Here is a 19,790-nt window from a genome sequence, read left to right as displayed (position 1 = left end):
TCAGTCAGTAATTAATTAAATTACTTCTGCGCGCTCTACAATTTCAACCAGGGCCCAAGACTTCGTCTTAGACAATGGACGCGTTTCGCGAACAATCACGGTATCGCCCATTTTGCACTGATTTTCTTCGTCATGTGCGTGCAGTTTAGTAGTACGGGTAATGTATTTACCGTACACAGGGTGCTTGACCCGACGCTCAACCGCTACAGTGATAGACTTATCCATCTTGTCACTGGTCACACGACCTTGCAGAGTACGTATACGCTTCTCTTGACTCATTACGCACCCGCCTTGTCATTCAGAATTGTTTTCACACGTGCGATATTACGACGCACTTGCTTCAACATGTGAGTTTGATTCAGCTGACCAGTTGCCGCTTGCATGCGATAGTTAAACTGCTCACGACGCAAACCCAACAACTCTTCTTGCAGCTGCTCAACGGTTTTATCTTTCAGTTCGTTAGCTTTCATTACATCACCGTCCGGGATACAAAGATGGTTTTGAATGGCAGCTTACGTGCAGCAAGAGTGAAGGCTTCACGCGCCAGCTCTTCTGATACACCGTCGATTTCATACAGGACACGACCTGGCTGAATCTGAGCTACCCAGTATTCCACGTTACCTTTACCTTTACCCATCCGCACTTCAAGAGGCTTCTGAGTAATCGGCTTGTCAGGGAATACGCGGATCCAAATTTTACCCTGACGTTTTACGTGACGCGTCATAGCACGACGAGCCGCTTCGATTTGACGAGCAGTCATACGACCACGGTCAATTGCTTTCAGACCGAAAGTACCGAAGCTGACTTTGTTACCTGCTTGCGCGAGGCCACGATTACGGCCTTTATGTACCTTACGGAATTTTGTACGCTTTGGTTGTAACATTTAGTCTCTCCTTACTTACGGCCTTTAGGGCGTTTTGCTGGAGCCGCAGGCTTCTCTTCGACAGGCATGCCGCCGAGAACTTCACCACGGAAAACCCAGACCTTCACACCGATGATACCGTACGTAGTGCCTGCTTCTGCTGTTGCATAGTCGATATCCGCACGCAAAGTGTGCAGAGGAACGCGTCCTTCACGGTACCATTCGGTACGTGCAATTTCGGCGCCGCCTAAACGACCGCTGACTTCTACTTTGATACCCTGGGCGCCAAGACGCATGGCGTTCTGTACCGCACGCTTCATAGCGCGACGGAACATAACACGGCGTTCCAGCTGACCAGCGATGTTTTCAGCAACCAGCTGTGCGTCCAGTTCAGGCTTACGCACTTCTGAGATGTTGATCTGAGCTGGTACGCCAGTCAGTTTAGAAATTGCCTGACGCAGTTTCTCAACATCTTCACCTTTCTTACCAATCACCACGCCTGGGCGTGCAGTGTGAATGGTAACCCGGATGCTTTTCGCCGGACGCTCGATGACGATTCGGGAAACTGATGCATTGCTCAGCTCTTTCTTCAGCATCTTGCGAACCAGATGATCGCTGTGCAGGTTATCAGCAAAATCTTTTGTATTCGCGAACCAGGTTGCATTCCATGGTTTGGTGATACCTAGGCGAATACCATTAGGATGTACTTTCTGACCCATAACTTATCTCCTAGCTATCTGATACAACCACAGTAATGTGGCTGGTACGCTTCAAGATACGATCAGCACGACCTTTTGCACGAGGCTTAATACGCTTCATAGTTGGACCTTCGTCTACCATGATTTTAGCGACTTTAAGCTCGTCAATGTCGGCACCTTCGTTGTGTTCAGCATTCGCGATAGCTGTTTCAAGCACCTTTTTCAGCAGACCAGCTGCGTCCTTCGGGCTGTACTTCAGAATATCCAGAGCTTTCGCTACTGGTAAACCGCGAATCTGGTCAGCAACCAACCGGCCTTTTTGCGGAGAAAGGCGGGCAAACTTGTGAATAGCAATAGCTTCCATCTTGTCTCTCCCTTACCGTTTCTTCGCTTTCTTATCAGCGGCGTGGCCACGATAAGTGCGGGTTGGTGCAAATTCGCCTAACTTGTGACCAATCATTTCGTCAGAAACGAAAACTGGCACGTGCTGGCGACCGTTATGAACAGCGATAGTTAAGCCGATCATATCAGGGATAATCATTGAACGACGGGACCAGGTTTTAATTGGCTTTTTGTCCCCGGCTTCCAACGCTTTCTCCACCTTATTCAATAGGTGAAGGTCGATAAATGGACCTTTTTTAAGAGAACGTGGCATGTTTAATCCTCAACTCTTATTTGTTGCGACGACGTACGATGAATTTATCGGTACGCTTGTTCTTACGGGTCTTATAACCCTTAGTCGGTGTACCCCAAGGAGTAACCGGATGACGACCACCTGAAGTACGACCTTCACCACCACCATGTGGGTGATCAACCGGGTTCATTGCCACACCGCGAACGGTTGGGCGAACGCCACGCCAGCGCACTGCACCAGCTTTACCCAGTTGACGCAGCATGTGTTCTGCGTTGCCTACTTCACCGATGGTTGCACGACCTTCGGATTGAACCCGACGAACTTCACCAGAACGCAGACGTACAGTTACGTACGCGCCATCGCGTGCCAGGATCTGAGCATAAGCACCGGCTGAACGAGCCAGCTGGGCACCTTTGCCAGGTTTCATTTCAATCGCGTGAACAGTTGCACCCACTGGGATATTGCGCAGTGGTAAGCAGTTACCTGCTTTGATTGGTGCTTCTGAACCTGATTGGATTTTATCACCGGCTTTCATGCCTTTAGGGGCAAGAATGTAGCGGCGCTCGCCGTCTGCATACAGAACCAGAGCGATGTTTGCTGAACGGTTTGGATCATATTCCAGACGCTCAACTTTTGCCGGGATATTGTCTTTGTCACGTTTAAAGTCAATCATCCGGTAGTGATGCTTATGACCACCGCCGATATGACGCACAGTAATGCGACCGTTATTGTTACGACCACCGTTCTTGCTGTTTTTATCCAGCAACGGGGCATAAGGCTTGCCTTTATACAGATCTTCGTTGACCACTTTCACTAAGTGGCGACGACCTGGAGACGTAGGCTTACACTTAACTAATGCCATGTGAATTCCTCCTGTTACTCAGCGCCGCCGACGAAGTCGATGTCCGCACCTTCTTTCAGGGTGACATACGCTTTTTTCCAGTCGCTGCGCTTACCGAAGCGCTGGCCGGTACGTTTGGTTTTGCCTTTTACGTTTACAGTGCGAACGCCTTCAACTTCAACTTCAAACAGCTTTTCAACAGCTGCTTTAATTTCAGATTTCTTGGCATTCGTTGCAACTTTGAACACAACCGTGTTCATGTTTTCTGCAGTCATAGTCGACTTTTCAGAAACGTGAGGGGCAAGAATCACTTGGAGCAAACGTTCTTCGCGCATCATGACAATACCTCCTCAAGTTGCTTCACTGCTTCAGCAGTCATCAGAACCTTGTCAAAAGCAATCAGACTAACCGGGTCGATACCCTGTACGTCCCGCACATCAACCTTATGCAGGTTACGCGCAGACAGGAACAGGTTCTCATCAACATCTTTAGTCACGATCAGAACGTCGTTCAGATCCATAGACTTCAGTTTGCTGGCCAATTCTTTCGTCTTAGGTGAATCAACACCGAAGCTCTCGACTACGATCAGACGGTCCTGACGAACCAATTCTGACAGAATGCTCTTCAGAGCACCCCGATACATTTTCTTGTTTACTTTCTGTGCGTGGCTCTGTGGTTTCGCTGCGAAAGTTACACCACCACTACGCCAGATTGGGCTACGAATCGTACCAGCACGGGCACGACCAGTACCCTTTTGGCGCCACGGCTTTTTGCCGCCGCCAGATACTTCAGAACGCGTTTTCTGTGCACGGCTACCCTGACGGGCGCCTGCTGCATAAGCGACTACTACCTGATGAACCAAGGCTTCATTGAACTCACGTCCAAAGGTAGCTTCGGAAACCTCAAGAGCGCCTGTTGCGTCTTTAAATGTTAATTCCATCACCATTCTCCTCAGACGTTACGCCTTTGCCTTGACTGCTGGCTTGATGATGACATCGCCGCCAATAGCACCAGGGACAGCGCCACGAATCAGCAACAAGCCACGCTCTGCGTCTACACGTACTACCTCTAAAGTTTGCACGGTAATCTGCTTGTTACCCATCTGACCTGCCATCTTTTTGCCCTTGAAAACCCGACCCGGAGACTGGTTCTGACCGATAGAACCCGGCGCACGATGCGACAGCGAGTTACCATGGGTAGCGTCCTGAGTACGGAAATTCCAGCGCTTGATAGCACCTTGAAAACCTTTACCTTTCGAAGTGCCGGTAACGTCTACTTTTTTGGTGTCTGCGAAGATTTCTACAGTGATTTCAGAACCAACTGAATAATCTTCACCTTCACCGTTCTCCAGGCGAAACTCCCAGAGTCCCCGACCTGCTTCTACACCAGCTTTCGCATAGTGACCAGCAAGTGGTTTAGTAACGCGGTTAGCTTTTTTCTCGCCTGCTGTTACTTGAAGCGCGCGATACCCGTCTGTTTCCTCAGTTTTAATCTGAGTCACACGGTTTGCATTCACTTCAATCACAGTAACAGGTACAGAAGCGCCGTCTTCCTGGAAGACACGCGTCATTCCTACTTTACGACCGACTAGACCAATAGCCATTGTTAAAACCTCTCGTGTGTAATCCTATTACTGCCCGCTTAACCCAGGCTGATCTGTACATCAACACCAGCTGCCAGATCCAAACGCATTAACGCGTCTACGGTCTTGTCAGTTGGGTCCATGATGTCGATCAGACGTTTGTGGGTACGGATTTCGTACTGGTCACGCGCGTCTTTGTTTGCGTGCGGAGAAATCAGCACAGTGAAACGTTCTTTGCGCGTAGGCAGTGGGATTGGACCACGTACCTGAGCACCAGTGCGCTTTGCAGTCTCTACGATCTCTGCAGTTGACTGGTCAATCAGACGGTGATCGAACGCTTTCAATCGAATCCGAATTCTTTGATTAGCCATAAAAAATCAAAGCCTCAAAATAAAGAGCATTTAAAAAAGAGCACAGAAAAAAACCTACACCCTGGCACATACCGGGCGAGGTATTTTCAACGAAAATCCATTCAATCCCCTATCGGGACTGCTGTGGCAACCAACTACCAACTGTCAGAACTGTGTTTAAAAAACAGGGAAGTTCAACAATTGTGGCCGCGAATTATACGCTTTCGCGGCCACTTGTCAACGGTTTCGGTGGGATAAAACGCGGGTTAATGGTTAGCTGCGTAGTTTTCAGTAGCACGCCAAACCCGTATCAGGTTCTGATACAGAATCTGTTCGATCTCAGCTTCGTTGTAACCACGATCCAGCAGTCCCTGAATCAGGTTCGGATAGGTCGAAACGTCTTTCAGACCAACCGGCAACGAGTCGCCTACGCCATCATAGTCGGAGCCTATACCAACATAATCGATACCCACCAGATCGACGACGTGGTCGATGTGGTCAAGTACCTGCTCCAAAGTCGCGAATGGGTAAGGGTTGCTCGCACGAAGAGTCGCAATACGGGCTTTTGCTTCTTCTGAATCAGCGCCGAGCTCTTCACGAATCTTCTCCGCCTGCTTCGCAATCATGGCGTTGTACCGGTTAGCTTGCTGGGTTACGAACGATGAACCAAAGTTAATCATGATCACGCCGCCGTTTTTGGCCAGGCCTTTGATCATCTCATCACTCATATTACGCTCAAAACCAGGTGTATATTGGCGCAGTGATGAATGTGATGCGATTACCGGTACTTTAGTTACTTCCAGCGTCTGCCAGAAAGCTTCATCAGAAACGTGGGAAATATCCACCATCACGCCGATATTATTCATTGCCACCACCAGTTCTTTACCGAACGGGCTCAAACCATTCCACTGTTTACGAATGTCGTATGACGAGTCAGCAATGTGGTTCGATTCAGAATGGGCGAGAGTAATGTAGCGGATGCCGCGGTTATAAAATTTGGTCAGGTTATCCAGATCACCTTCAATAGGTGAGCCGTTTTCCATACCCATAGCGATAGAGATCAGGCCTTTTTCATACTGGGTCATCACGTCATCGACGCTATAGGCCATGGCAAACTTATCCGGTGCACGCCAGGCCAGGGCTTCCATGCTATCGATGAGCTCATGGGCAAGCTGATAGCTGGCGCCAGGCGTTTGCTCAAGATTAGCGGGGATATAGATCGACATGAAAGGAACGTTGAGTCCGCCCGCTTTAGCACGGGGATAATCAAAATCACCACGTTCAGTTGCTACGGTAACGTCTTCCCAATCTTTCTTCAGACGGTAGGGAACGTCGATATGGGTATCAATAATAAGATGTTTCTGCGCCAGTTCATGCGCTTTCTCACTCGCCGGATACGGCGGTTTTTGTTCATCTGCAATAGCTGCAGAAGTCAGGCTTATGGCGCCGACCAAACCCAGCAATACCTGCTTATTCACGATGCAACTTCCTCTTTTAATTGACAACTCTAAACGAGCTTCAGACGAAGTGCAGCCTATCATAACTGCTTCAGCGGGTCATCCGGATTTCCTGCCGCTCATCGCAGTGGAAACGACAACGACCGTACCAGCGACCAGGGTCCCAAGTACGGGCGCTATCATGATTAGCGTGTACATCAAGGGGTTCAGCAGCATCAACTTATTCCTTGTTGTCAGTCGCTAAGGTCTTGGTATCTACTGAAGCAACTTCGACGCTGGCTTCTGCCGAGCTGAACGCCAGTTTGAGTTCAGTCAGGGTCTGCTGTAAGGCATAGCGCGTCGCATTTGCCAGTTCAGTAGTCACTGAGTCAACTTGCTGCGTTAGCGCTTCGCTCAGATAGTTAAGGGTTTGACTGCTGTCGCCGGCATCAGCGCGGGCAACGTTACTACTCAGAGTCAATGCAGCAGCAACAAAAATTGTGGCAAGTTTAGTGTTCATGGTAAGGCTCCTGTTTTAGTTGGGTAATGAATTACCAGTTAAGTCGACAGGAGTTATGCGAAGGTTGTGCCAGTTTTACATGTATTTCCGCAAAACGTTGAATTTAAAAATAATTTATTTACCAAAAAGTCGGGGTTAAATGCCTGGTCGTGTGCGCATCGTCGGCGCCGGGATGGTTTATGAAGTTGGAGTGGTGAAATTGGCTACATTTTCGGCATATTTACTACGAGCAATGCTGATTTCAGCTAAAGCCTGCTCCAGTAGTTCGCTGGCGTCTGTTGCCGAAGGCCCGCGCTGACTAAGCACCTGGCGCCAACGCTTAGCTCCGGGCGCACCCTGGAACAAACCGAGCATATGGCGCACTACATGCCAGCAACGACCCCCTGCAGCAACGTGCTGGTTGATATAGGGAATCATCAGTCGCACCGCTTCTTCGTCGGTTATTGTACCACTTTCGCCTTCGAAAAACGGGTCAAACTGGCTCAGAAACGCCGGGTTCTGGTAGGCTTCACGGCCAATCATGACCCCATCAACATGCTGCAAATGCTGGGCGATGTCGCTGACACTAGTGATGCCGCCGTTAACCGTAACATGTAACTGCGGATAACGATCTTTCATGCGGTAGACTCGCTCGTAATTCAGCGGTGGTATTTCGCGGTTCTGCTTCGGGCTCAGGCCTTTCAGCCAGGCCGTGCGGGCATGCAAAGTAAAATGTTCACAGCCTGCAGCAGCGACTGTTTCAATAAAGCCTTGTAAAAAGCTATCACTGTCGTGCTCATCAATACCGAGACGGGTCTTAACCGAAATCCGGACAGGAGCAGCTGCGCGCATAGCAGCAACACATTCAGCAACGGTTTCCGGGGTCGCCATCAGGCAGGCCCCAAAGCTACCGTTCTGCACCCGATCCGACGGACAGCCCACATTAATATTAACTTCCTGATAACCCCGTTCAGCGGCCCTGGCAGTGCACTCGGCCATAGCTGCAGGATCGCTGCCTCCCAGTTGTAAGACCACAGGCTGTTCTGCAGGATGATACTGGATAAAGTCCTGTTTGCCGTGAATAAGTGCGCCCGTTGTTACCATTTCAGTGTAAAGCGCGGTTTTTTTAGTAAATAACCGATGAAAATACCGACAATGACGATCGGTCCAGTCCAGCATGGGAGCCACGGCCAGATAAGGAGAGGACAGCTTTGCTCTGTTCATAAAATCGTCGTTCACCGGTTAAAAAAGGACGCCATAGTCTACTCATCAGGCCCGGTTTTGCAAGTTCTGCCCCGGCGCGCGCCGGGCTTTACTAAGTTGCTCATAAGCATAAGCAGCAGCAATGAGCTTTTCTTCTGAACGAGCTGTGCCAATAAAACTAAGGCCAACGGGCAACTGATGAACGAACCCCATAGGTACTGTAATATGCGGATAACCGGCCACCGCTGGGGCACTGCTAGCGCTGCCGAGCAAATTATCCCCGTTGATCAGATCAATTTTCCACGCTGGCCCTGAGGTCGGTGCTATCAACAGGTCCAGGTTATGTTCTTTCAGTAACGCGTCAATAGTATCCGGGCCGGCGGCCTGCTTAGCCCGCCGCACAGCTGCTTCATACTGTTTCTGCAATTCGTCGTTGCGCGCCTCAGCCAGTAAAAACATTTCCTGACCAAACCAGGGCAAAATGGTGTCAGCGTATTTAGAATTGGCAACGATAAGATCCTCCAGAGAGTTAAATCCCGTATCTGAGGTCTGCGCTAAATAGTAAGCAATGTCCTGCTTAAACTCGTGCAGCAGTAACTCAAATTCGTCACGCGCCCAGTTTGCGTCAGCGGGAAAGCGTAACCCGTCAACTACTGTTGCGCCAGCTTGCTCGAGTAGCGGCAACTGCTGATCGAAAATACCATCTACGGCGGCATGATAGCCGGTAAGCTCGCGCACTACACCGATGCGTTTTCCCACCAGCCCCTGCTCGTCCAGATAGTCGGTAAAGTCCCGCTTATCACTGTAACTGTCGTCGTCCCGCCCATCGTTATCCGCCATCACTTGCAGCATATAGACGGCATCTCGCACTGTCCGCGCCAGCGGCCCCGCAGTATCCTGACTGCGGGCAATAGGAATGATACCGTCGCGGCTGATAAGCCCGCGGGTGGGCTTAATTGCCACAATACCGGTAGTTGACGCGGGCATCGTCAGGGAACCGTCGGTTTCAGTACCAATGGCCAGCGCGACCAGATTAGCGCTTACTGCAACAGCTGAGCCGGAACTGGAACCACAAGTCGAACGCGTGGTGTCATAGGGATTTCGGGTCTGGCCACCGAGGCTGCTCCAACCCGAACTCGAAGCCGTAGAGCGGAAGTTCGCCCATTCGCTGAGATTGGTCTTCCCGAGGACAATAGCGCCGGCCTGGCGCAGCTGTTTTACCACATGAGCATCATCCGGAGCGCGATGCTCACGCAGCAACCAGGATCCGGTAGTCGTCGGCATACCGTCACCCGTATCGATATTGTCTTTGATGGCAACCGGGATACCGTGCAGACAAGAACGAATTTTTCCCTGCTGCCGTTCGCGATCGAGCTGGTGGGCCTGCTCCATCAACAAATCCGCGTCCTGCACCGTAATAAAAGCATGCAGGTTAGTATTGCTGTAGTTATGCTGTGCGATCTGCTGCAAGTAGTACCAGGTTAAATCAGCTGCACTAAGATCACCCTTAGCCATAGCTTGCTGAAGCTGGTCCACATCAGCCTCAAAAAAATCCATCAGTGCGTCCCTAACTGCTTAACGTTAAAGCTATTATAGCAGCCTATCCGATTTTTAAAGGCCGTGGTAAACTAGCGGCATGAATCAAAAAGAAACCAAACGACTGGTCGCTAAGGCCGAAAAACTCTGTGAGCACCGTGGCGCACGGCTTACTCCTGCCCGCCGTGAAGTGTTTGAGATCCTGGCAGCGGAGACTGGCGCTATTGGCGCTTATGACTTGCTCGATAAACTTAAGTCGGCTGTACCCAATGCGAAGCCACCCACTATCTACCGGGCACTCGACTTTCTGCAGGAACAGGGCTTTGTCCACAAGATCAGCTCGTCCAACAGCTATGTGTTGTGTAGCCATTTTGACCATCAGCATCCCGTACAAATGCTGATTTGCGAAGCCTGTGGATCCGTGCAGGAAATACAGTCTGATGGCGTTTATGATGCGCTGCGTAAGCAGGCTGAAGAACAGGGTTTTAAAGTTGCCAGCCAGACCATAGAAGCACATGGCTTGTGTCAGCAGTGTGATATCTGAATCGCGCTTTAGTAGCCGGAGTGTCCGTCCGGTTCGCTGAGGGCGAGGTTGTCAAAGCGTGACAGGCTGCCCTGGAATTTAAGTTTTACTGTGCCTATCGGACCATTCCGCTGTTTACCTATAATCACTTCAGCGACGCCCTGCTCGTCGGTTTCAGGATTGTACACTTCATCCCGGTAAATAAACATGATGACATCGGCGTCCTGCTCGATCGAGCCTGACTCCCGTAGATCCGAATTAATCGGCCGGCGATTTGAGCGTTGCTCAAGAGAGCGGTTAAGCTGAGAGAGTGCGACCACCGGAATACTAAGCTCTTTTGCCAGCGACTTCAGCGAGCGCGAAATTTCAGCAATTTCCAGAGTCCGGTTTTCATTATTACCGGGTACTGTCATTAACTGCAGATAATCCACCATGATCATCGATAGTCCACCGGCTTCACGAAATACCCGGCGTGCCCGCGAGCGAACTTCCGTCGGCGTCAGTCCCGACGAGTCATCAATAAATATATTGTTTCGCTCTTTCAAGATGTTGATGGTGGAAGCGATGCGCGTCCAGTCTTCATCTTTTAGTTGGCCGTTACGGATACGGGTCTGATCGACATGGCTCAGCGACGCCAGCATCCGCATCATGATCTGCTCAGATGGCATCTCAAGGCTGAATACCAGTACCGGTTTATCATTCTTTAACGCGACGTTTTCACACAAATTCATCGCAAAAGTGGTTTTACCCATAGAGGGTCGGGCCGCCACAATAATTAGGTCCGCCGGTTGCAGGCCGGACGTCATCCGATCTAAATCGTAAAAACCACTGGAAATACCGGTAATGCCGTTTGGATTTTTGCTGCGACTGAGTTGATCAATACGGTCTACCGTGCGTTGCAGTATTGGCGCTATCGACTGCGGACCTTCATTCTCATTAGTACGTTTTTCGGCAATTTTAAACACTTTACTCTCGGCCAGATCCAGCAGCTCAGAGCTGGTCCGGTTCTGAGTGTCAAATCCCGACTCGGCTATTTCGTTGGCCACAGCTATCATCTCACGCACCACCGCCCGCTCGCGCACGATTTGCGCATAAGCGCGGATGTTAGCCGCGCTCGGGGTATTCTTGGCAATTTCCCCAAGGTACGCAAAGCCACCAACGTCCTGCAGCTCGCCTGTGGTTTCAAGGGTCTCTGAAACTGTCACGAGATCGATCGGTAGGTTACGCTCTGACAGGTGATGCATGGCCTGAAAAATCAGCCGGTGCCCGCGGTGATAAAAATCATCACCGATTAATTCGCCAGCAATGGTATCCCACGCCTGGTTATCAAGCATCAGACCGCCCAGCACCGACTGTTCGGCTTCAATCGAGTGTGGGGGAGTCTTAATTGCGTCAAGTTTTGCGTCTCGGCGCACTTGCTTTTCCGGGCGGTTTGCAGGCATTTAAATCTCAAATTTGGGGTAAATTATCTGTTCGCTGCAGAGACTATACAAAAGGTTGTCGCGCGAGGGAAGCGGAACACCAGGGTGTTCCGCTTAAACGACTGATTTAATAGATTTAATTTCGTAAGTTAATATCGCCGCTGACGGTGGTCAGGCGGACCGACCCATTGCCGTCACCAACCTGAAAATTAAGACTTTCACCCGGGCCGAAACGTGGCCGCTGAGGTTTGTCATCAGTCAACCGGTTGTGGATGCCGCCGCCAGCGTTGGCTTCGGCGTCAACTTCAAAATTCAGTGCACCGCCGAAAATTAAGCTGATTTCGCCACTGACCGAGCTGGCCCGGACCTGCCCGCGCGGCAGTAACTCTAACCGGGTTTCCAAATCGCCGCTGACGGTATTAACCTTCAGGTTTTCAACCTGCTTAACATTCAGAGTTAAATCACCTGATACCGTCTCGGCCTGCACGCGGGTCGCTTTTGAGAATCCTTTGATGTCACCGCTCACAGCCTGATAGCTAATTTCGTCACTGGCCGCATCAGCATCGTCGATATCGCCGCTAACCGTCTTTAGCTCAATGCTGCCGCCCAATTCGCGGCTGAATATATCACCACTTACTGAGTTCAGGATAACGCCGCCAGCGACCTTGCGGACATCCAGATCACCGCTGACCGACCGCACTTTGGCACCGCCTTCAAACTGCTTAACGGTGAAATCACTGGATACACCTTTTACATCAAGTGCTACCCCCCGTGGTAACCGGATCTTCAGATCAGAGCCATCATCGTCGTCATAACTCCCGCGCTTGGGCATCTTCACTTTGATTGTCAGGGTGTCACCGCTCAATGAAAAGATGAAGTCCTCGGCATACTTATCCAGTGTGCCTGTTACCGTGGCCTGATTTTCACTCCAGCCGCTCACTTCAACGCTGCCCCGCATGTTATCAATAACCACCCGGGTATCGGCATTGATCGTCATCTTCTCATTAATGTCGCGGCCCTGGGCGAACGCTAAGGCTGGCAGCAAAGCCAGGGTCAGCCCCAATAGTTTAATGTTTGCCATATTCATATCTTACTCCTTCAGGCTTGTTGCCATTTTGGTGTCGTTTCATAACTGGTTCGGATTAAATCAAGTTCTTGCTGATGCACCCACTGCAATAAATCCCACAGCGCCTGGTTGTTCGGATCCTGTCGCAGTTGTTCGGTAATCTGCCGCGAGGCTTCACGTAACTCGAGCAGTTCAGGTTCAAGCTGATCAAGCTCACGGGTTAAGCCCGCCTGTTCATAACTCGCCAGCATCAATTCACGCTGCTGCTGTTGATGCGCGTTGAGTGCGGTAACCAACTGATACATCTGCTGGGGCTGTTGACCTGCCACCAGTTCACCGGGCTGCTGCGGGGCGACCTGGATAGCAGTCATCACGCCTACCGCTACCACCATACTGGCAGCGCTTGCCCAGGCCCAGTTAAACCAGCTGGCGGGTCGTTGCTGCTGCCGGGTCAGGCTGTGTTCAATACCGCGCCACAGGTCTTTTGGTGGCGTCTTTTCGGCGTCCTGTTGCACCGTATCGGCAATCAGTGCGTCGAGCTTTTTAGCTACTTCGGTCTTATTCGCTGTCATGGCTTAGCCACCCCTCAAGTAAACTTCTGGCCCGATGTACCTGGGCCTTACTGGTACCTACTGCAATTCCCAATTCTCTGGCAATATCCTCATGCCGCATGCCTTCCAGACAGTGCAAAACAAACACCCAGCGCGTCTGCGGCGGCAGGCGCCGGATAAGGCTATCCAGTTCACCTAAATCAGCGCTATCTTCATGCACCAGACTCTGCTGATAACCATCGTCATCGCTGAAGCTCAAAGCCCTGAACCAGCGCCGGTGCTTCCGTAACTCGGTGATAGCTACCCGCGTTGCAACCGTGTGCAGCCAGGTACTGAACTTGCTTTCACCGCGAAAGCTGCGCAAGTTATTCCAAAGCTGGATAAACACGTCCTGGGTAAGATCCTGCGCGGTATCGACATCGCCGGCCAGGCGCAGGACCAATCCATATACCCGTCGATGATGTTGCTCGAACAAACGCTGGAAAGCTTTCACGTCGCCGGCAGCGGCCTGCCGGACCAATACCTGGTCCGGATCTTCAAACGCCGCTGATGTTAGAATCGCTGCTGTCACTGGATGTCCTTATAAATAGTCAGATACAGCTTAAATCATGTGGTTGCAGTATAAGACTAAACTGAATACCCAAAGGTTTACATCGAGGCTAAATTTAACGCAAAAAAAAAGCTGCCCGGAGGCAGCTTTTTCTATAACAGATACTAAAGCCTGTCGCTTAGTCTTGCGCAGCAACCACTTTAACTGTAATTGTCGCGAATACATCGGCGTGCAAATGCAGTTCGATTTCGTATTCACCAACTTCGCGTAACGTGCCATGCGGCATGATAACTTCGCTCTTAGTTACTTCAACACCAGCAGCAGAAACTGCTTCAGCGATGTCGCGAGTACCAATAGAGCCGAACAGTTTACCTTCGTCACCAGCTTTAGAGCTGATTACGATAGCACTTAAGGCTTCAACTTTCGCAGCACGGTCTTTAGCAGCAGCCAGATCACCAGCAATTTTCGCTTCTAATTCAGCGCGACGCTCTTCAAACTTCTGCTTGTTCACTTCGGTTGCAGGAACTGCTTTACCTTGCGGGAACAAAAAGTTACGTGCGTAGCCAGACTTTACTGCAACCTGGTCACCCAGGCCGCCTAAGTTGGCGACTTTGTCTAACAGAATAATTTCCATTGTTCGCTACCTCTGATTTCTTAAAATCGTTCGCAACGCTGGCTTACTGATGTGAATCAGTATAAGGCAGCAGTGACAAATAACGGGCACGCTTGATAGCCCGCGCCAATTGCCGCTGATACTTCGCTGAAGTACCGGTAATACGGCTAGGAACGATCTTGCCACTCTCAGTAATGTAGTTCTTCAGGCAAGCGATATCTTTATAATCAATTTCTTTTACGCCTTCTGCTTTAAACCGGCAGAATTTACGGCGACGGAAAAAACGAGCCATGATGGTCTCCTCAAATCTTCACAAGTTGCTGGGCATGTAGTACCAGTTTAGCTAAACCGTTTTTATCTTCCTGACGGTTCAAAAATCCGGTTACCTGTACTGCACTTCCAACGGCTAATTCAGTTGCCCAATGCGGTGCTTCGTTACCACTTAATACCACCTGTATGCGAACATAACTGCGGCGTGGTAATCCGGCTTCGAGCTGCTCCGAAACATGTTCGAGAACAAATCTCAGGTGGCTGATGCCAGCCGGACTGCGAGTCAATTGCGGCGGCTTAGTAAGCTGACCGCTAATAACAAATTGATTCTGCAGCGTTTCCACAACGGATAGACGTTACGTCGCTGGCTTACGCCGCGTCGCTGTCGTCTTGTTCTTCGTGACGGCTATCGCCTTTGCGCTCTTCTTTCTTGGTAAATACCGAGGCTTCAGTGATCGCTTCTTTCGTACGCATAATCATGTTGCGCAGAACAGCATCGTTGTAACGGAAAGCAGTTTCCAGCTCTTCGACAACTTCGGCAGACGCTTCGATATTCATCAATACGTAGTGTGCTTTGTGCAACTTGTTGATTGGGTAAGCCAGTTGACGACGGCCCCAGTCTTCCAGACGATGAATAGTACCTTCACCCTGTTTGATCGTTTCGCTGTAACGCTCGATCATACCCGGGACTTGCTCGCTCTGGTCCGGATGGACCATGAATACGATTTCATAATGACGCATTTCTGCTCCTTATGGTTCATAGCTACTGTCCGGCTCAGTCACACCCTCAGCAGCAAGGAACGCTTTTGGTTTTTAGTTAAAAAACTTCAGACTGATTTAAGCGGCGGGAGTGTAACCGAATCAGGCCGTAATCACAAGCCAAAATCACTGCTTTTGTGCTGCAGCGGCTTCACCGGACTCGACCAAATCGATCAATACTTTCACGAATTGTGCCGGTAAAGCCCCCGAAGCTTCGGCCGGACCCTGCACTTTAAAGCGCTGTACAGTACGGGTATCGGTATCAGCGATGGTCTCCATCAGCGGCGCTGTGAGCTCACCATGGATAACCAGCTGGTCAGGACGGCTAAAAGTAATATTCAACCGCCAGATATAGGGTTCGGTTGATTCAATAATGCGCCATTCGTGGCGTTGTTCCAGCCGCTGCTGCAAGTCGAACTGCAGATTGTTCAGCAACTCAGAATCCGCATTCTCAATAGCATAAGTAACGTACAACTGGGGTTTATTGCTGCGCTGTTCTGGCAATAATGAGCCGGTTGGTAACCAGGCCAGCGCCAGCATCACCATAATCACCAGAACCAAAATGACTGGTCGCCAACGCATTCCGCCCAGTCGGGGTATCATCATTGCTGCGCGCCCTGCTGAGAAATTAAACGCTGCCGCACAACCTCATACAGACAAACGCCGGTGGCAACTGACACATTTAAACTACTGACTGTGCCTGACAGCGGAATCTTAATCAGTTCATCGCAGGTTTCGCGGGTAAGCCGTCTCATACCGTCACCTTCGGCGCCCATAACAATTGCAGTCGGCCCGCGATATTCAACTTCATAAAGAGTCTTAGTCGCCTCACCGGCAGTGCCGATAATCCACACATGCAGTTCCTGCAGTTCACGCAGCGCCCGCGCCAGGTTGGTGACCTGTACCAGCGGGACTGTTTCAGCGGCGCCACTGGCAACTTTTCTGACTGTCGGGTTTACTGAGGCTGATTTATCCTTAGGGACAATCACTGCAGTTACGCCCGCCGCATCAGCGGTTCGCAGGCAGGCACCGAGGTTGTGGGGATCTGTCACGCCATCGAGGATCAGGAATAACGTGCGATCACCTGCCTGTTCAACTAAGCCGGGCAAGTCATTCTCTGTAAGCTGCGGAGCCTCCAGGGCCGTTACCACTATGCCCTGGTGATTACCGCCTTCGGCCCGCTTATCCAGCGTCGCTTTGGGGACGAACTGAGGCCGCACGCCTAACCGCTGGGCTTGCTGAACGAGTTCCTGCAAAGCGGCATCCTGGCGCTCGCGCGTGGCATAAACCTCAACCAGACGCTCAGGATGCTGTTCTAAAAGTGCACGGACGGAGTGCAATCCAAAAATACTGATTTTCTTACTCATGTTTTCTTTTTCTTCGCTGCTGGCTTGCCACTTTTACCGCGTTTGCTGCCTTTTTTGGCGGGTCCGCGTTTCCCTTTACTATCACCGCGCTTCTTCTTGCCCGCGCCTTTCTTTCCGTCCTTATCTGAGCTGTCAGATTCTGCCAGACGCTCCTTTCCCGACGGGCTCTCAGCAGCGAGCAGGGTCAGATCGATTTTGCGTTCGTCAAGATTCACTGAACGGACCTTCACTTTCACTTTATCACCCAGCCGGTATACCCGACGGCTGTTTTCGCCGATAAGTAAGTTACGCTCACTGTCATATTTGTAGTAGTCATTATCCAGATTGCTGATGTGCACCAGGCCGTCAATTTGCATATCGTCGATGCGGACAAAGAGACCAAAACTGGTGACCGAAGCAATCACCCCAGTGAACTCGCTGCCAACGTGATCCTGCATGTATTCGCACTTAAGCCAGTCGGCCACCTGACGGGTGGCGTCATCGGCGCGACGCTCGGTGGTCGAACAGTGTTCACCCAGCTGATCAAGCTGATCATCCGGATAGGTCCAGGCCCCAGCCAATGCTGCGGAGTCACCCTCCTGCTTTTTCACCAGCGCTTTTATCGCCCGGTGTAAAATTAAGTCAGGATAACGGCGAATTGGCGATGTGAAATGCGCATACTCATCCAGCGCCAGGCCGAAATGACCGGCATTATCCGGGCTATAAATAGCCTGCTGCATTGAGCGCAGCAACATCGTCTGAATTAATTCGGCATCAGGCCGATCTGCTGCCTGCTCAAGCACATCCGCATAATCCTGCGGGCTGGGCTCTTCGCCGCCTTTCATGGTAATACCCAGTTCCGCCAAATAGGTGCGGAAGGCTTTTCGCCGTTCATCAGAAGGCGGTTCATGAACCCGGAATAAGGCGCCGACTTCTTCGTGTTCTTCAATAAAGCGGGCCGTCGCTACGTTCGCCATAATCATGCATTCTTCAATGATGGTATGGGCGACGTTACGGCGCACCGGCTCAATCCGCTCAATTTTACGCTGAGCATTGAAAATAAACCGGGTTTCAAGGGTCTCAAATTCAATTGCCGCGCGTTGCTTACGGGCTTTTTTAAGTACCCGGAACAGCGCGTGCAGATTTTCAATATTGGTCAGAACCCGCGAATAGTCTTCCCGCAGCTTAGCATCCCCATCCAGAATCGCTGCCACCTTGGTGTAGGTCAGACGAGCATGGGACTTCATTACTGCCGGATAAAATTTTGCTTTCCCCAGCTTACCTTTGGCCGAGATGTGCATCTCAGCGACCATACAGAGGCGGTCGACATCAGGATTCAGCGAGCACAGACCGTTGGATAGTTTCTCCGGTAGCATGGGCACAACATAATTCGGGAAATAAACTGAGTTACCCCGCTCCAGCGCGTCTTTATCCAGCGCCGTATTCGGCCGTACGTAATAACTTACATCAGCGATCGCGACCCAGAGCCGCCAGCCATCGCCATCCGGCTCGGCATGAACCGCGTCATCGAAATCCCGTGAATCCTCGCCGTCAATAGTGATAAGTGGCAGATCCCGTAGATCCTTGCGCCCTTTATAGGCTTCCTCAGGCACGACTTCGCTGTAACGGGTCAGTTCCTGTTCCGTCGCTTTTGACCACTCAGTAGGAATGTCGTGTTCACGGATAGCGATGTCGATCTCCATCCCCGGCGCCATGTGGTCGCCCAGCACTTCAATCACTTCACCGATAGGGCTGGTACGGCGGTTGGGCCGGCGGGTAATGCGAACCATGACGATCTGGCCATGGCGGGCTCCGCCTTTGTCGGCTTCCGGAATAAGAATATCCTGGCTCAGGCGGCTGTCGTCGGGAACCACCATACCAATATCATGATCAACAAAATAACGCCCAACGATGTCGCTCTCGTTTGGCTCGATAACCCGGACGATGCGCCCTTCGCGCCGCCCTTTGGCGTCAGTGCCATGTTCCTGCACCAACACCCGGTCACCATGAAGCACACTATACATCTGGTGATGAGGGATGAATAAATCGTCACCATCTTCCTCAGGCTTACAAAAGCCAAAGCCATCGCGATGGCCAATAATACGGCCCTTGATCAGGTTCATCCGATCAGGCAGGCCATAAGCGTTGGCTTTGGTATAAATCAGTTGACCATCCCGCTCCATAGCGCGCAGCCGACGTTTCAGACCAATCAGCTGACGTTCATCCTGCAAATCAAAGCGCTCAACCAGCTCCTCGAACGTTATGGGCTTCAGGCGAGCGGTCACCGCTTCAAGCAGCTCTTCACGTGATGGAATTTCAACCTCGTATTCAGGCTGTTCGTTGGTGTCTGGTTTAGTCGGTTCTGTCATAAATCCTCAATGGCTTTACAACACCCCATTGTGTTGTTTTCATTAGCACTAATAATAACAGAAATTCGGGTTAATGCCTTTTTGATTCCTGCACTATAATGACTTGGTCAAATAACAACCAAAAATAAGGGGCGAGTCATGGGTGTACGTTATATTAAGATTATTCTGGTCATTTTTGTTGGTCTACAGGGATGGCTCTATGTAGCTGGCAACATTGCTAACTGGGATGCCGCAGTAGGAGCCATTGGCTATGTACTGAGCATGGCGGATCATCAGGTTTACAGTACAGCGATTTTCCCTGCTGTTACCAATCCTGCGCTGGTGACGGCGGCCTTTCTGATCGTCCTGACCGGTGAGTTTCTGGTCGGCGCTTTTTCGTTTAAAGGTGCATGGGATCTATGGAAGGTCAGAAACGCGAGTGCAGACGTATTCAATCAAGCCAAGACTTTTGCCCTGATCGGCCCGGGTATGGCGATGGTGGTCTGGTTTGGCGGCTTCATTGTCATCGGTGGCGCACTGTTTCAGATGTGGCAAACACAAGTGGGCGGAAACTCGTTTAACGGTGCTTTCGCTTATGCCATAACCGGCGGACTGGTCATGCTGATTGTTGCTATGCGGGATTAAATGGTGCCGAAGGGGGGACTTGAACCCCCACGCTGTTACCAGCGGCGGATTTTGAAT

The 19,790-nt window shown here is 50.9% G+C and carries 28 protein-coding genes; 2 read left to right on the top strand and 26 right to left on the bottom strand.

Annotation, left to right across the window (positions count from 1 at the left end; genetic code table 11):
* Positions 1 to 15 precede the first annotated feature (15 nt).
* The 15 genes from rpsQ to R3196_RS06405 all read right to left on the bottom strand — a co-directional run bounded on the left by rpsQ (position 16) and on the right by R3196_RS06405 (position 9,662).
* Positions 16 to 279, bottom strand: a complete 264-nt coding sequence (gene rpsQ, locus R3196_RS06475; protein ID WP_318935934.1) for a 30S ribosomal protein S17 — start codon at positions 277 to 279, stop codon at positions 16 to 18.
* Positions 279 to 470 (bottom strand): 50S ribosomal protein L29, encoded by a 192-nt coding sequence (rpmC, locus tag R3196_RS06470; protein ID WP_034776711.1) that lies wholly within the window; start codon positions 468 to 470, stop codon positions 279 to 281. Before rpmC ends, rpsQ begins: the two co-directional genes overlap by 1 nt.
* Positions 470 to 883: a 50S ribosomal protein L16 gene (gene rplP / locus R3196_RS06465; RefSeq protein WP_034776709.1), complete on the bottom strand. Its 414-nt coding sequence runs from the start codon at positions 881 to 883 to the stop codon at positions 470 to 472. The genes rpmC and rplP overlap by 1 nt, the downstream gene beginning before the upstream one ends.
* Positions 884 to 894: 11 nt before the next feature.
* Entirely contained in the window at positions 895 to 1,581 is a 687-nt protein-coding gene (rpsC, locus tag R3196_RS06460) for a 30S ribosomal protein S3 (protein ID WP_034776707.1), read from the bottom strand.
* 10 nt (positions 1,582 to 1,591) lie between these two features.
* A complete protein-coding gene (gene rplV, locus R3196_RS06455; protein ID WP_318935931.1) occupies positions 1,592 to 1,924 on the bottom strand; it encodes a 50S ribosomal protein L22 in 333 nt (110 codons plus the stop codon).
* Between the two features lie 12 nt (positions 1,925 to 1,936).
* Positions 1,937 to 2,215, bottom strand: coding sequence for a 30S ribosomal protein S19 (gene rpsS / locus R3196_RS06450; RefSeq protein ID WP_026860408.1), 279 nt, complete (start codon positions 2,213 to 2,215; stop codon positions 1,937 to 1,939).
* A gap of 16 nt (positions 2,216 to 2,231) precedes the next feature.
* On the bottom strand, positions 2,232 to 3,056 hold the full coding sequence (gene rplB / locus R3196_RS06445; RefSeq protein ID WP_318935916.1) for a 50S ribosomal protein L2: 825 nt from the start codon (positions 3,054 to 3,056) through the stop codon (positions 2,232 to 2,234).
* Between the two features lie 14 nt (positions 3,057 to 3,070).
* The gene (rplW, locus tag R3196_RS06440) at positions 3,071 to 3,373 is read right to left on the bottom strand and encodes a 50S ribosomal protein L23 (protein ID WP_034776700.1); all 303 of its coding nucleotides are present in this window, start codon (positions 3,371 to 3,373) and stop codon (positions 3,071 to 3,073) included.
* Complete coding sequence (gene rplD / locus R3196_RS06435) at positions 3,370 to 3,975, bottom strand: 50S ribosomal protein L4 (protein WP_318935913.1); 606 nt, start codon at positions 3,973 to 3,975, stop codon at positions 3,370 to 3,372. Before rplD ends, rplW begins: the two co-directional genes overlap by 4 nt.
* Before the next feature lie 18 nt (positions 3,976 to 3,993).
* Positions 3,994 to 4,638, bottom strand: a complete 645-nt coding sequence (rplC, locus tag R3196_RS06430) for a 50S ribosomal protein L3 (RefSeq protein WP_318935911.1) — start codon at positions 4,636 to 4,638, stop codon at positions 3,994 to 3,996.
* 38 nt (positions 4,639 to 4,676) lie between these two features.
* Entirely contained in the window at positions 4,677 to 4,988 is a 312-nt protein-coding gene (rpsJ, locus tag R3196_RS06425; RefSeq protein WP_034776694.1) for a 30S ribosomal protein S10, read from the bottom strand.
* A gap of 245 nt (positions 4,989 to 5,233) precedes the next feature.
* Positions 5,234 to 6,448: a dipeptidase gene (locus tag R3196_RS06420; RefSeq protein ID WP_413242908.1), complete on the bottom strand. Its 1,215-nt coding sequence runs from the start codon at positions 6,446 to 6,448 to the stop codon at positions 5,234 to 5,236.
* 196 nt (positions 6,449 to 6,644) lie between these two features.
* Entirely contained in the window at positions 6,645 to 6,923 is a 279-nt protein-coding gene (locus tag R3196_RS06415; RefSeq protein ID WP_318935909.1) for a hypothetical protein, read from the bottom strand.
* Positions 6,924 to 7,100: 177 nt separating this feature from the next.
* On the bottom strand, positions 7,101 to 8,126 hold the full coding sequence (dusA, locus tag R3196_RS06410) for a tRNA dihydrouridine(20/20a) synthase DusA (protein ID WP_318935908.1): 1,026 nt from the start codon (positions 8,124 to 8,126) through the stop codon (positions 7,101 to 7,103).
* 45 nt (positions 8,127 to 8,171) lie between these two features.
* The gene (locus tag R3196_RS06405; protein WP_318935906.1) at positions 8,172 to 9,662 is read right to left on the bottom strand and encodes an amidase; all 1,491 of its coding nucleotides are present in this window, start codon (positions 9,660 to 9,662) and stop codon (positions 8,172 to 8,174) included.
* Positions 9,663 to 9,741: 79 nt separating this feature from the next.
* Between R3196_RS06405 and zur the strand changes: the two genes are divergently transcribed.
* Entirely contained in the window at positions 9,742 to 10,185 is a 444-nt protein-coding gene (gene zur, locus R3196_RS06400) for a zinc uptake transcriptional repressor Zur (protein ID WP_318935904.1), read from the top strand.
* Positions 10,186 to 10,193: 8 nt separating this feature from the next.
* Here zur and dnaB read toward each other — a convergent pair whose 3' ends face one another.
* From dnaB to rnr, 11 genes are all read right to left on the bottom strand, one after another.
* Complete coding sequence (dnaB, locus tag R3196_RS06395) at positions 10,194 to 11,606, bottom strand: replicative DNA helicase (protein ID WP_318935902.1); 1,413 nt, start codon at positions 11,604 to 11,606, stop codon at positions 10,194 to 10,196.
* 115 nt (positions 11,607 to 11,721) lie between these two features.
* On the bottom strand, positions 11,722 to 12,672 hold the full coding sequence (locus R3196_RS06390; RefSeq protein ID WP_318935901.1) for a DUF4097 family beta strand repeat-containing protein: 951 nt from the start codon (positions 12,670 to 12,672) through the stop codon (positions 11,722 to 11,724).
* Between the two features lie 11 nt (positions 12,673 to 12,683).
* The gene (locus R3196_RS06385) at positions 12,684 to 13,223 is read right to left on the bottom strand and encodes a hypothetical protein (protein WP_318935900.1); all 540 of its coding nucleotides are present in this window, start codon (positions 13,221 to 13,223) and stop codon (positions 12,684 to 12,686) included.
* Positions 13,210 to 13,773, bottom strand: a complete 564-nt coding sequence (locus R3196_RS06380; RefSeq protein ID WP_318935899.1) for an RNA polymerase sigma factor — start codon at positions 13,771 to 13,773, stop codon at positions 13,210 to 13,212. Before R3196_RS06380 ends, R3196_RS06385 begins: the two co-directional genes overlap by 14 nt.
* Before the next feature lie 157 nt (positions 13,774 to 13,930).
* Positions 13,931 to 14,386, bottom strand: coding sequence for a 50S ribosomal protein L9 (gene rplI, locus R3196_RS06375; protein ID WP_318935898.1), 456 nt, complete (start codon positions 14,384 to 14,386; stop codon positions 13,931 to 13,933).
* Positions 14,387 to 14,429: 43 nt separating this feature from the next.
* Entirely contained in the window at positions 14,430 to 14,657 is a 228-nt protein-coding gene (gene rpsR, locus R3196_RS06370; RefSeq protein WP_034776657.1) for a 30S ribosomal protein S18, read from the bottom strand.
* Positions 14,658 to 14,667: 10 nt separating this feature from the next.
* Complete coding sequence (gene priB, locus R3196_RS06365; protein WP_318935896.1) at positions 14,668 to 14,979, bottom strand: primosomal replication protein N; 312 nt, start codon at positions 14,977 to 14,979, stop codon at positions 14,668 to 14,670.
* Between the two features lie 25 nt (positions 14,980 to 15,004).
* On the bottom strand, positions 15,005 to 15,376 hold the full coding sequence (gene rpsF / locus R3196_RS06360) for a 30S ribosomal protein S6 (RefSeq protein ID WP_318935894.1): 372 nt from the start codon (positions 15,374 to 15,376) through the stop codon (positions 15,005 to 15,007).
* 144 nt (positions 15,377 to 15,520) lie between these two features.
* Positions 15,521 to 16,000 (bottom strand): hypothetical protein, encoded by a 480-nt coding sequence (locus R3196_RS06355; protein WP_318935893.1) that lies wholly within the window; start codon positions 15,998 to 16,000, stop codon positions 15,521 to 15,523.
* A complete protein-coding gene (gene rlmB, locus R3196_RS06350; protein ID WP_318935892.1) occupies positions 15,997 to 16,761 on the bottom strand; it encodes a 23S rRNA (guanosine(2251)-2'-O)-methyltransferase RlmB in 765 nt (254 codons plus the stop codon). The genes R3196_RS06355 and rlmB overlap by 4 nt, the downstream gene beginning before the upstream one ends.
* Entirely contained in the window at positions 16,758 to 19,109 is a 2,352-nt protein-coding gene (rnr, locus tag R3196_RS06345; protein WP_318935890.1) for a ribonuclease R, read from the bottom strand. Before rnr ends, rlmB begins: the two co-directional genes overlap by 4 nt.
* Positions 19,110 to 19,247: 138 nt before the next feature.
* On the opposite strand from rnr, the gene R3196_RS06340 reads away from it, so the two are divergent.
* Positions 19,248 to 19,733, top strand: a complete 486-nt coding sequence (locus tag R3196_RS06340) for a DUF2165 domain-containing protein (RefSeq protein ID WP_318935889.1) — start codon at positions 19,248 to 19,250, stop codon at positions 19,731 to 19,733.
* Positions 19,734 to 19,790 lie beyond the last annotated feature (57 nt).

It is taken from the genome of Pseudidiomarina sp. (assembly GCF_033722695.1).
In the GTDB taxonomy this organism is placed as follows: Bacteria; Pseudomonadota; Gammaproteobacteria; order Enterobacterales; family Alteromonadaceae; genus Pseudidiomarina.
Note: the sequence above shows the minus strand (reverse complement) of the source record. Positions and strands in the feature narration are given on the sequence as shown.

What these genes read in the sequence shown, in the direction of transcription:
- rpsQ (WP_318935934.1), bottom strand. Translation starts at nt 279, where the DNA reads ATGAGTCAAGAGAAGCGTATACGTACTCTGCAAGGTCGTGTGACCAGT.
- rpmC (WP_034776711.1), bottom strand. Translation starts at nt 470, where the DNA reads ATGAAAGCTAACGAACTGAAAGATAAAACCGTTGAGCAGCTGCAAGAA.
- rplP (WP_034776709.1), bottom strand. Translation starts at nt 883, where the DNA reads ATGTTACAACCAAAGCGTACAAAATTCCGTAAGGTACATAAAGGCCGT.
- rpsC (WP_034776707.1), bottom strand. Translation starts at nt 1,581, where the DNA reads ATGGGTCAGAAAGTACATCCTAATGGTATTCGCCTAGGTATCACCAAA.
- rplV (WP_318935931.1), bottom strand. Translation starts at nt 1,924, where the DNA reads ATGGAAGCTATTGCTATTCACAAGTTTGCCCGCCTTTCTCCGCAAAAA.
- rpsS (WP_026860408.1), bottom strand. Translation starts at nt 2,215, where the DNA reads ATGCCACGTTCTCTTAAAAAAGGTCCATTTATCGACCTTCACCTATTG.
- rplB (WP_318935916.1), bottom strand. Translation starts at nt 3,056, where the DNA reads ATGGCATTAGTTAAGTGTAAGCCTACGTCTCCAGGTCGTCGCCACTTA.
- rplW (WP_034776700.1), bottom strand. Translation starts at nt 3,373, where the DNA reads ATGATGCGCGAAGAACGTTTGCTCCAAGTGATTCTTGCCCCTCACGTT.
- rplD (WP_318935913.1), bottom strand. Translation starts at nt 3,975, where the DNA reads ATGGAATTAACATTTAAAGACGCAACAGGCGCTCTTGAGGTTTCCGAA.
- rplC (WP_318935911.1), bottom strand. Translation starts at nt 4,638, where the DNA reads ATGGCTATTGGTCTAGTCGGTCGTAAAGTAGGAATGACGCGTGTCTTC.
- rpsJ (WP_034776694.1), bottom strand. Translation starts at nt 4,988, where the DNA reads ATGGCTAATCAAAGAATTCGGATTCGATTGAAAGCGTTCGATCACCGT.
- R3196_RS06415 (WP_318935909.1), bottom strand. Translation starts at nt 6,923, where the DNA reads ATGAACACTAAACTTGCCACAATTTTTGTTGCTGCTGCATTGACTCTG.
- dusA (WP_318935908.1), bottom strand. Translation starts at nt 8,126, where the DNA reads ATGAACAGAGCAAAGCTGTCCTCTCCTTATCTGGCCGTGGCTCCCATG.
- R3196_RS06405 (WP_318935906.1), bottom strand. Translation starts at nt 9,662, where the DNA reads ATGGATTTTTTTGAGGCTGATGTGGACCAGCTTCAGCAAGCTATGGCT.
- zur (WP_318935904.1), top strand. Translation starts at nt 9,742, where the DNA reads ATGAATCAAAAAGAAACCAAACGACTGGTCGCTAAGGCCGAAAAACTC.
- dnaB (WP_318935902.1), bottom strand. Translation starts at nt 11,606, where the DNA reads ATGCCTGCAAACCGCCCGGAAAAGCAAGTGCGCCGAGACGCAAAACTT.
- R3196_RS06390 (WP_318935901.1), bottom strand. Translation starts at nt 12,672, where the DNA reads ATGAATATGGCAAACATTAAACTATTGGGGCTGACCCTGGCTTTGCTG.
- R3196_RS06385 (WP_318935900.1), bottom strand. Translation starts at nt 13,223, where the DNA reads ATGACAGCGAATAAGACCGAAGTAGCTAAAAAGCTCGACGCACTGATT.
- rplI (WP_318935898.1), bottom strand. Translation starts at nt 14,386, where the DNA reads ATGGAAATTATTCTGTTAGACAAAGTCGCCAACTTAGGCGGCCTGGGT.
- rpsR (WP_034776657.1), bottom strand. Translation starts at nt 14,657, where the DNA reads ATGGCTCGTTTTTTCCGTCGCCGTAAATTCTGCCGGTTTAAAGCAGAA.
- rpsF (WP_318935894.1), bottom strand. Translation starts at nt 15,376, where the DNA reads ATGCGTCATTATGAAATCGTATTCATGGTCCATCCGGACCAGAGCGAG.
- R3196_RS06355 (WP_318935893.1), bottom strand. Translation starts at nt 16,000, where the DNA reads ATGATGATACCCCGACTGGGCGGAATGCGTTGGCGACCAGTCATTTTG.
- rlmB (WP_318935892.1), bottom strand. Translation starts at nt 16,761, where the DNA reads ATGAGTAAGAAAATCAGTATTTTTGGATTGCACTCCGTCCGTGCACTT.
- rnr (WP_318935890.1), bottom strand. Translation starts at nt 19,109, where the DNA reads ATGACAGAACCGACTAAACCAGACACCAACGAACAGCCTGAATACGAG.
- R3196_RS06340 (WP_318935889.1), top strand. Translation starts at nt 19,248, where the DNA reads ATGGGTGTACGTTATATTAAGATTATTCTGGTCATTTTTGTTGGTCTA.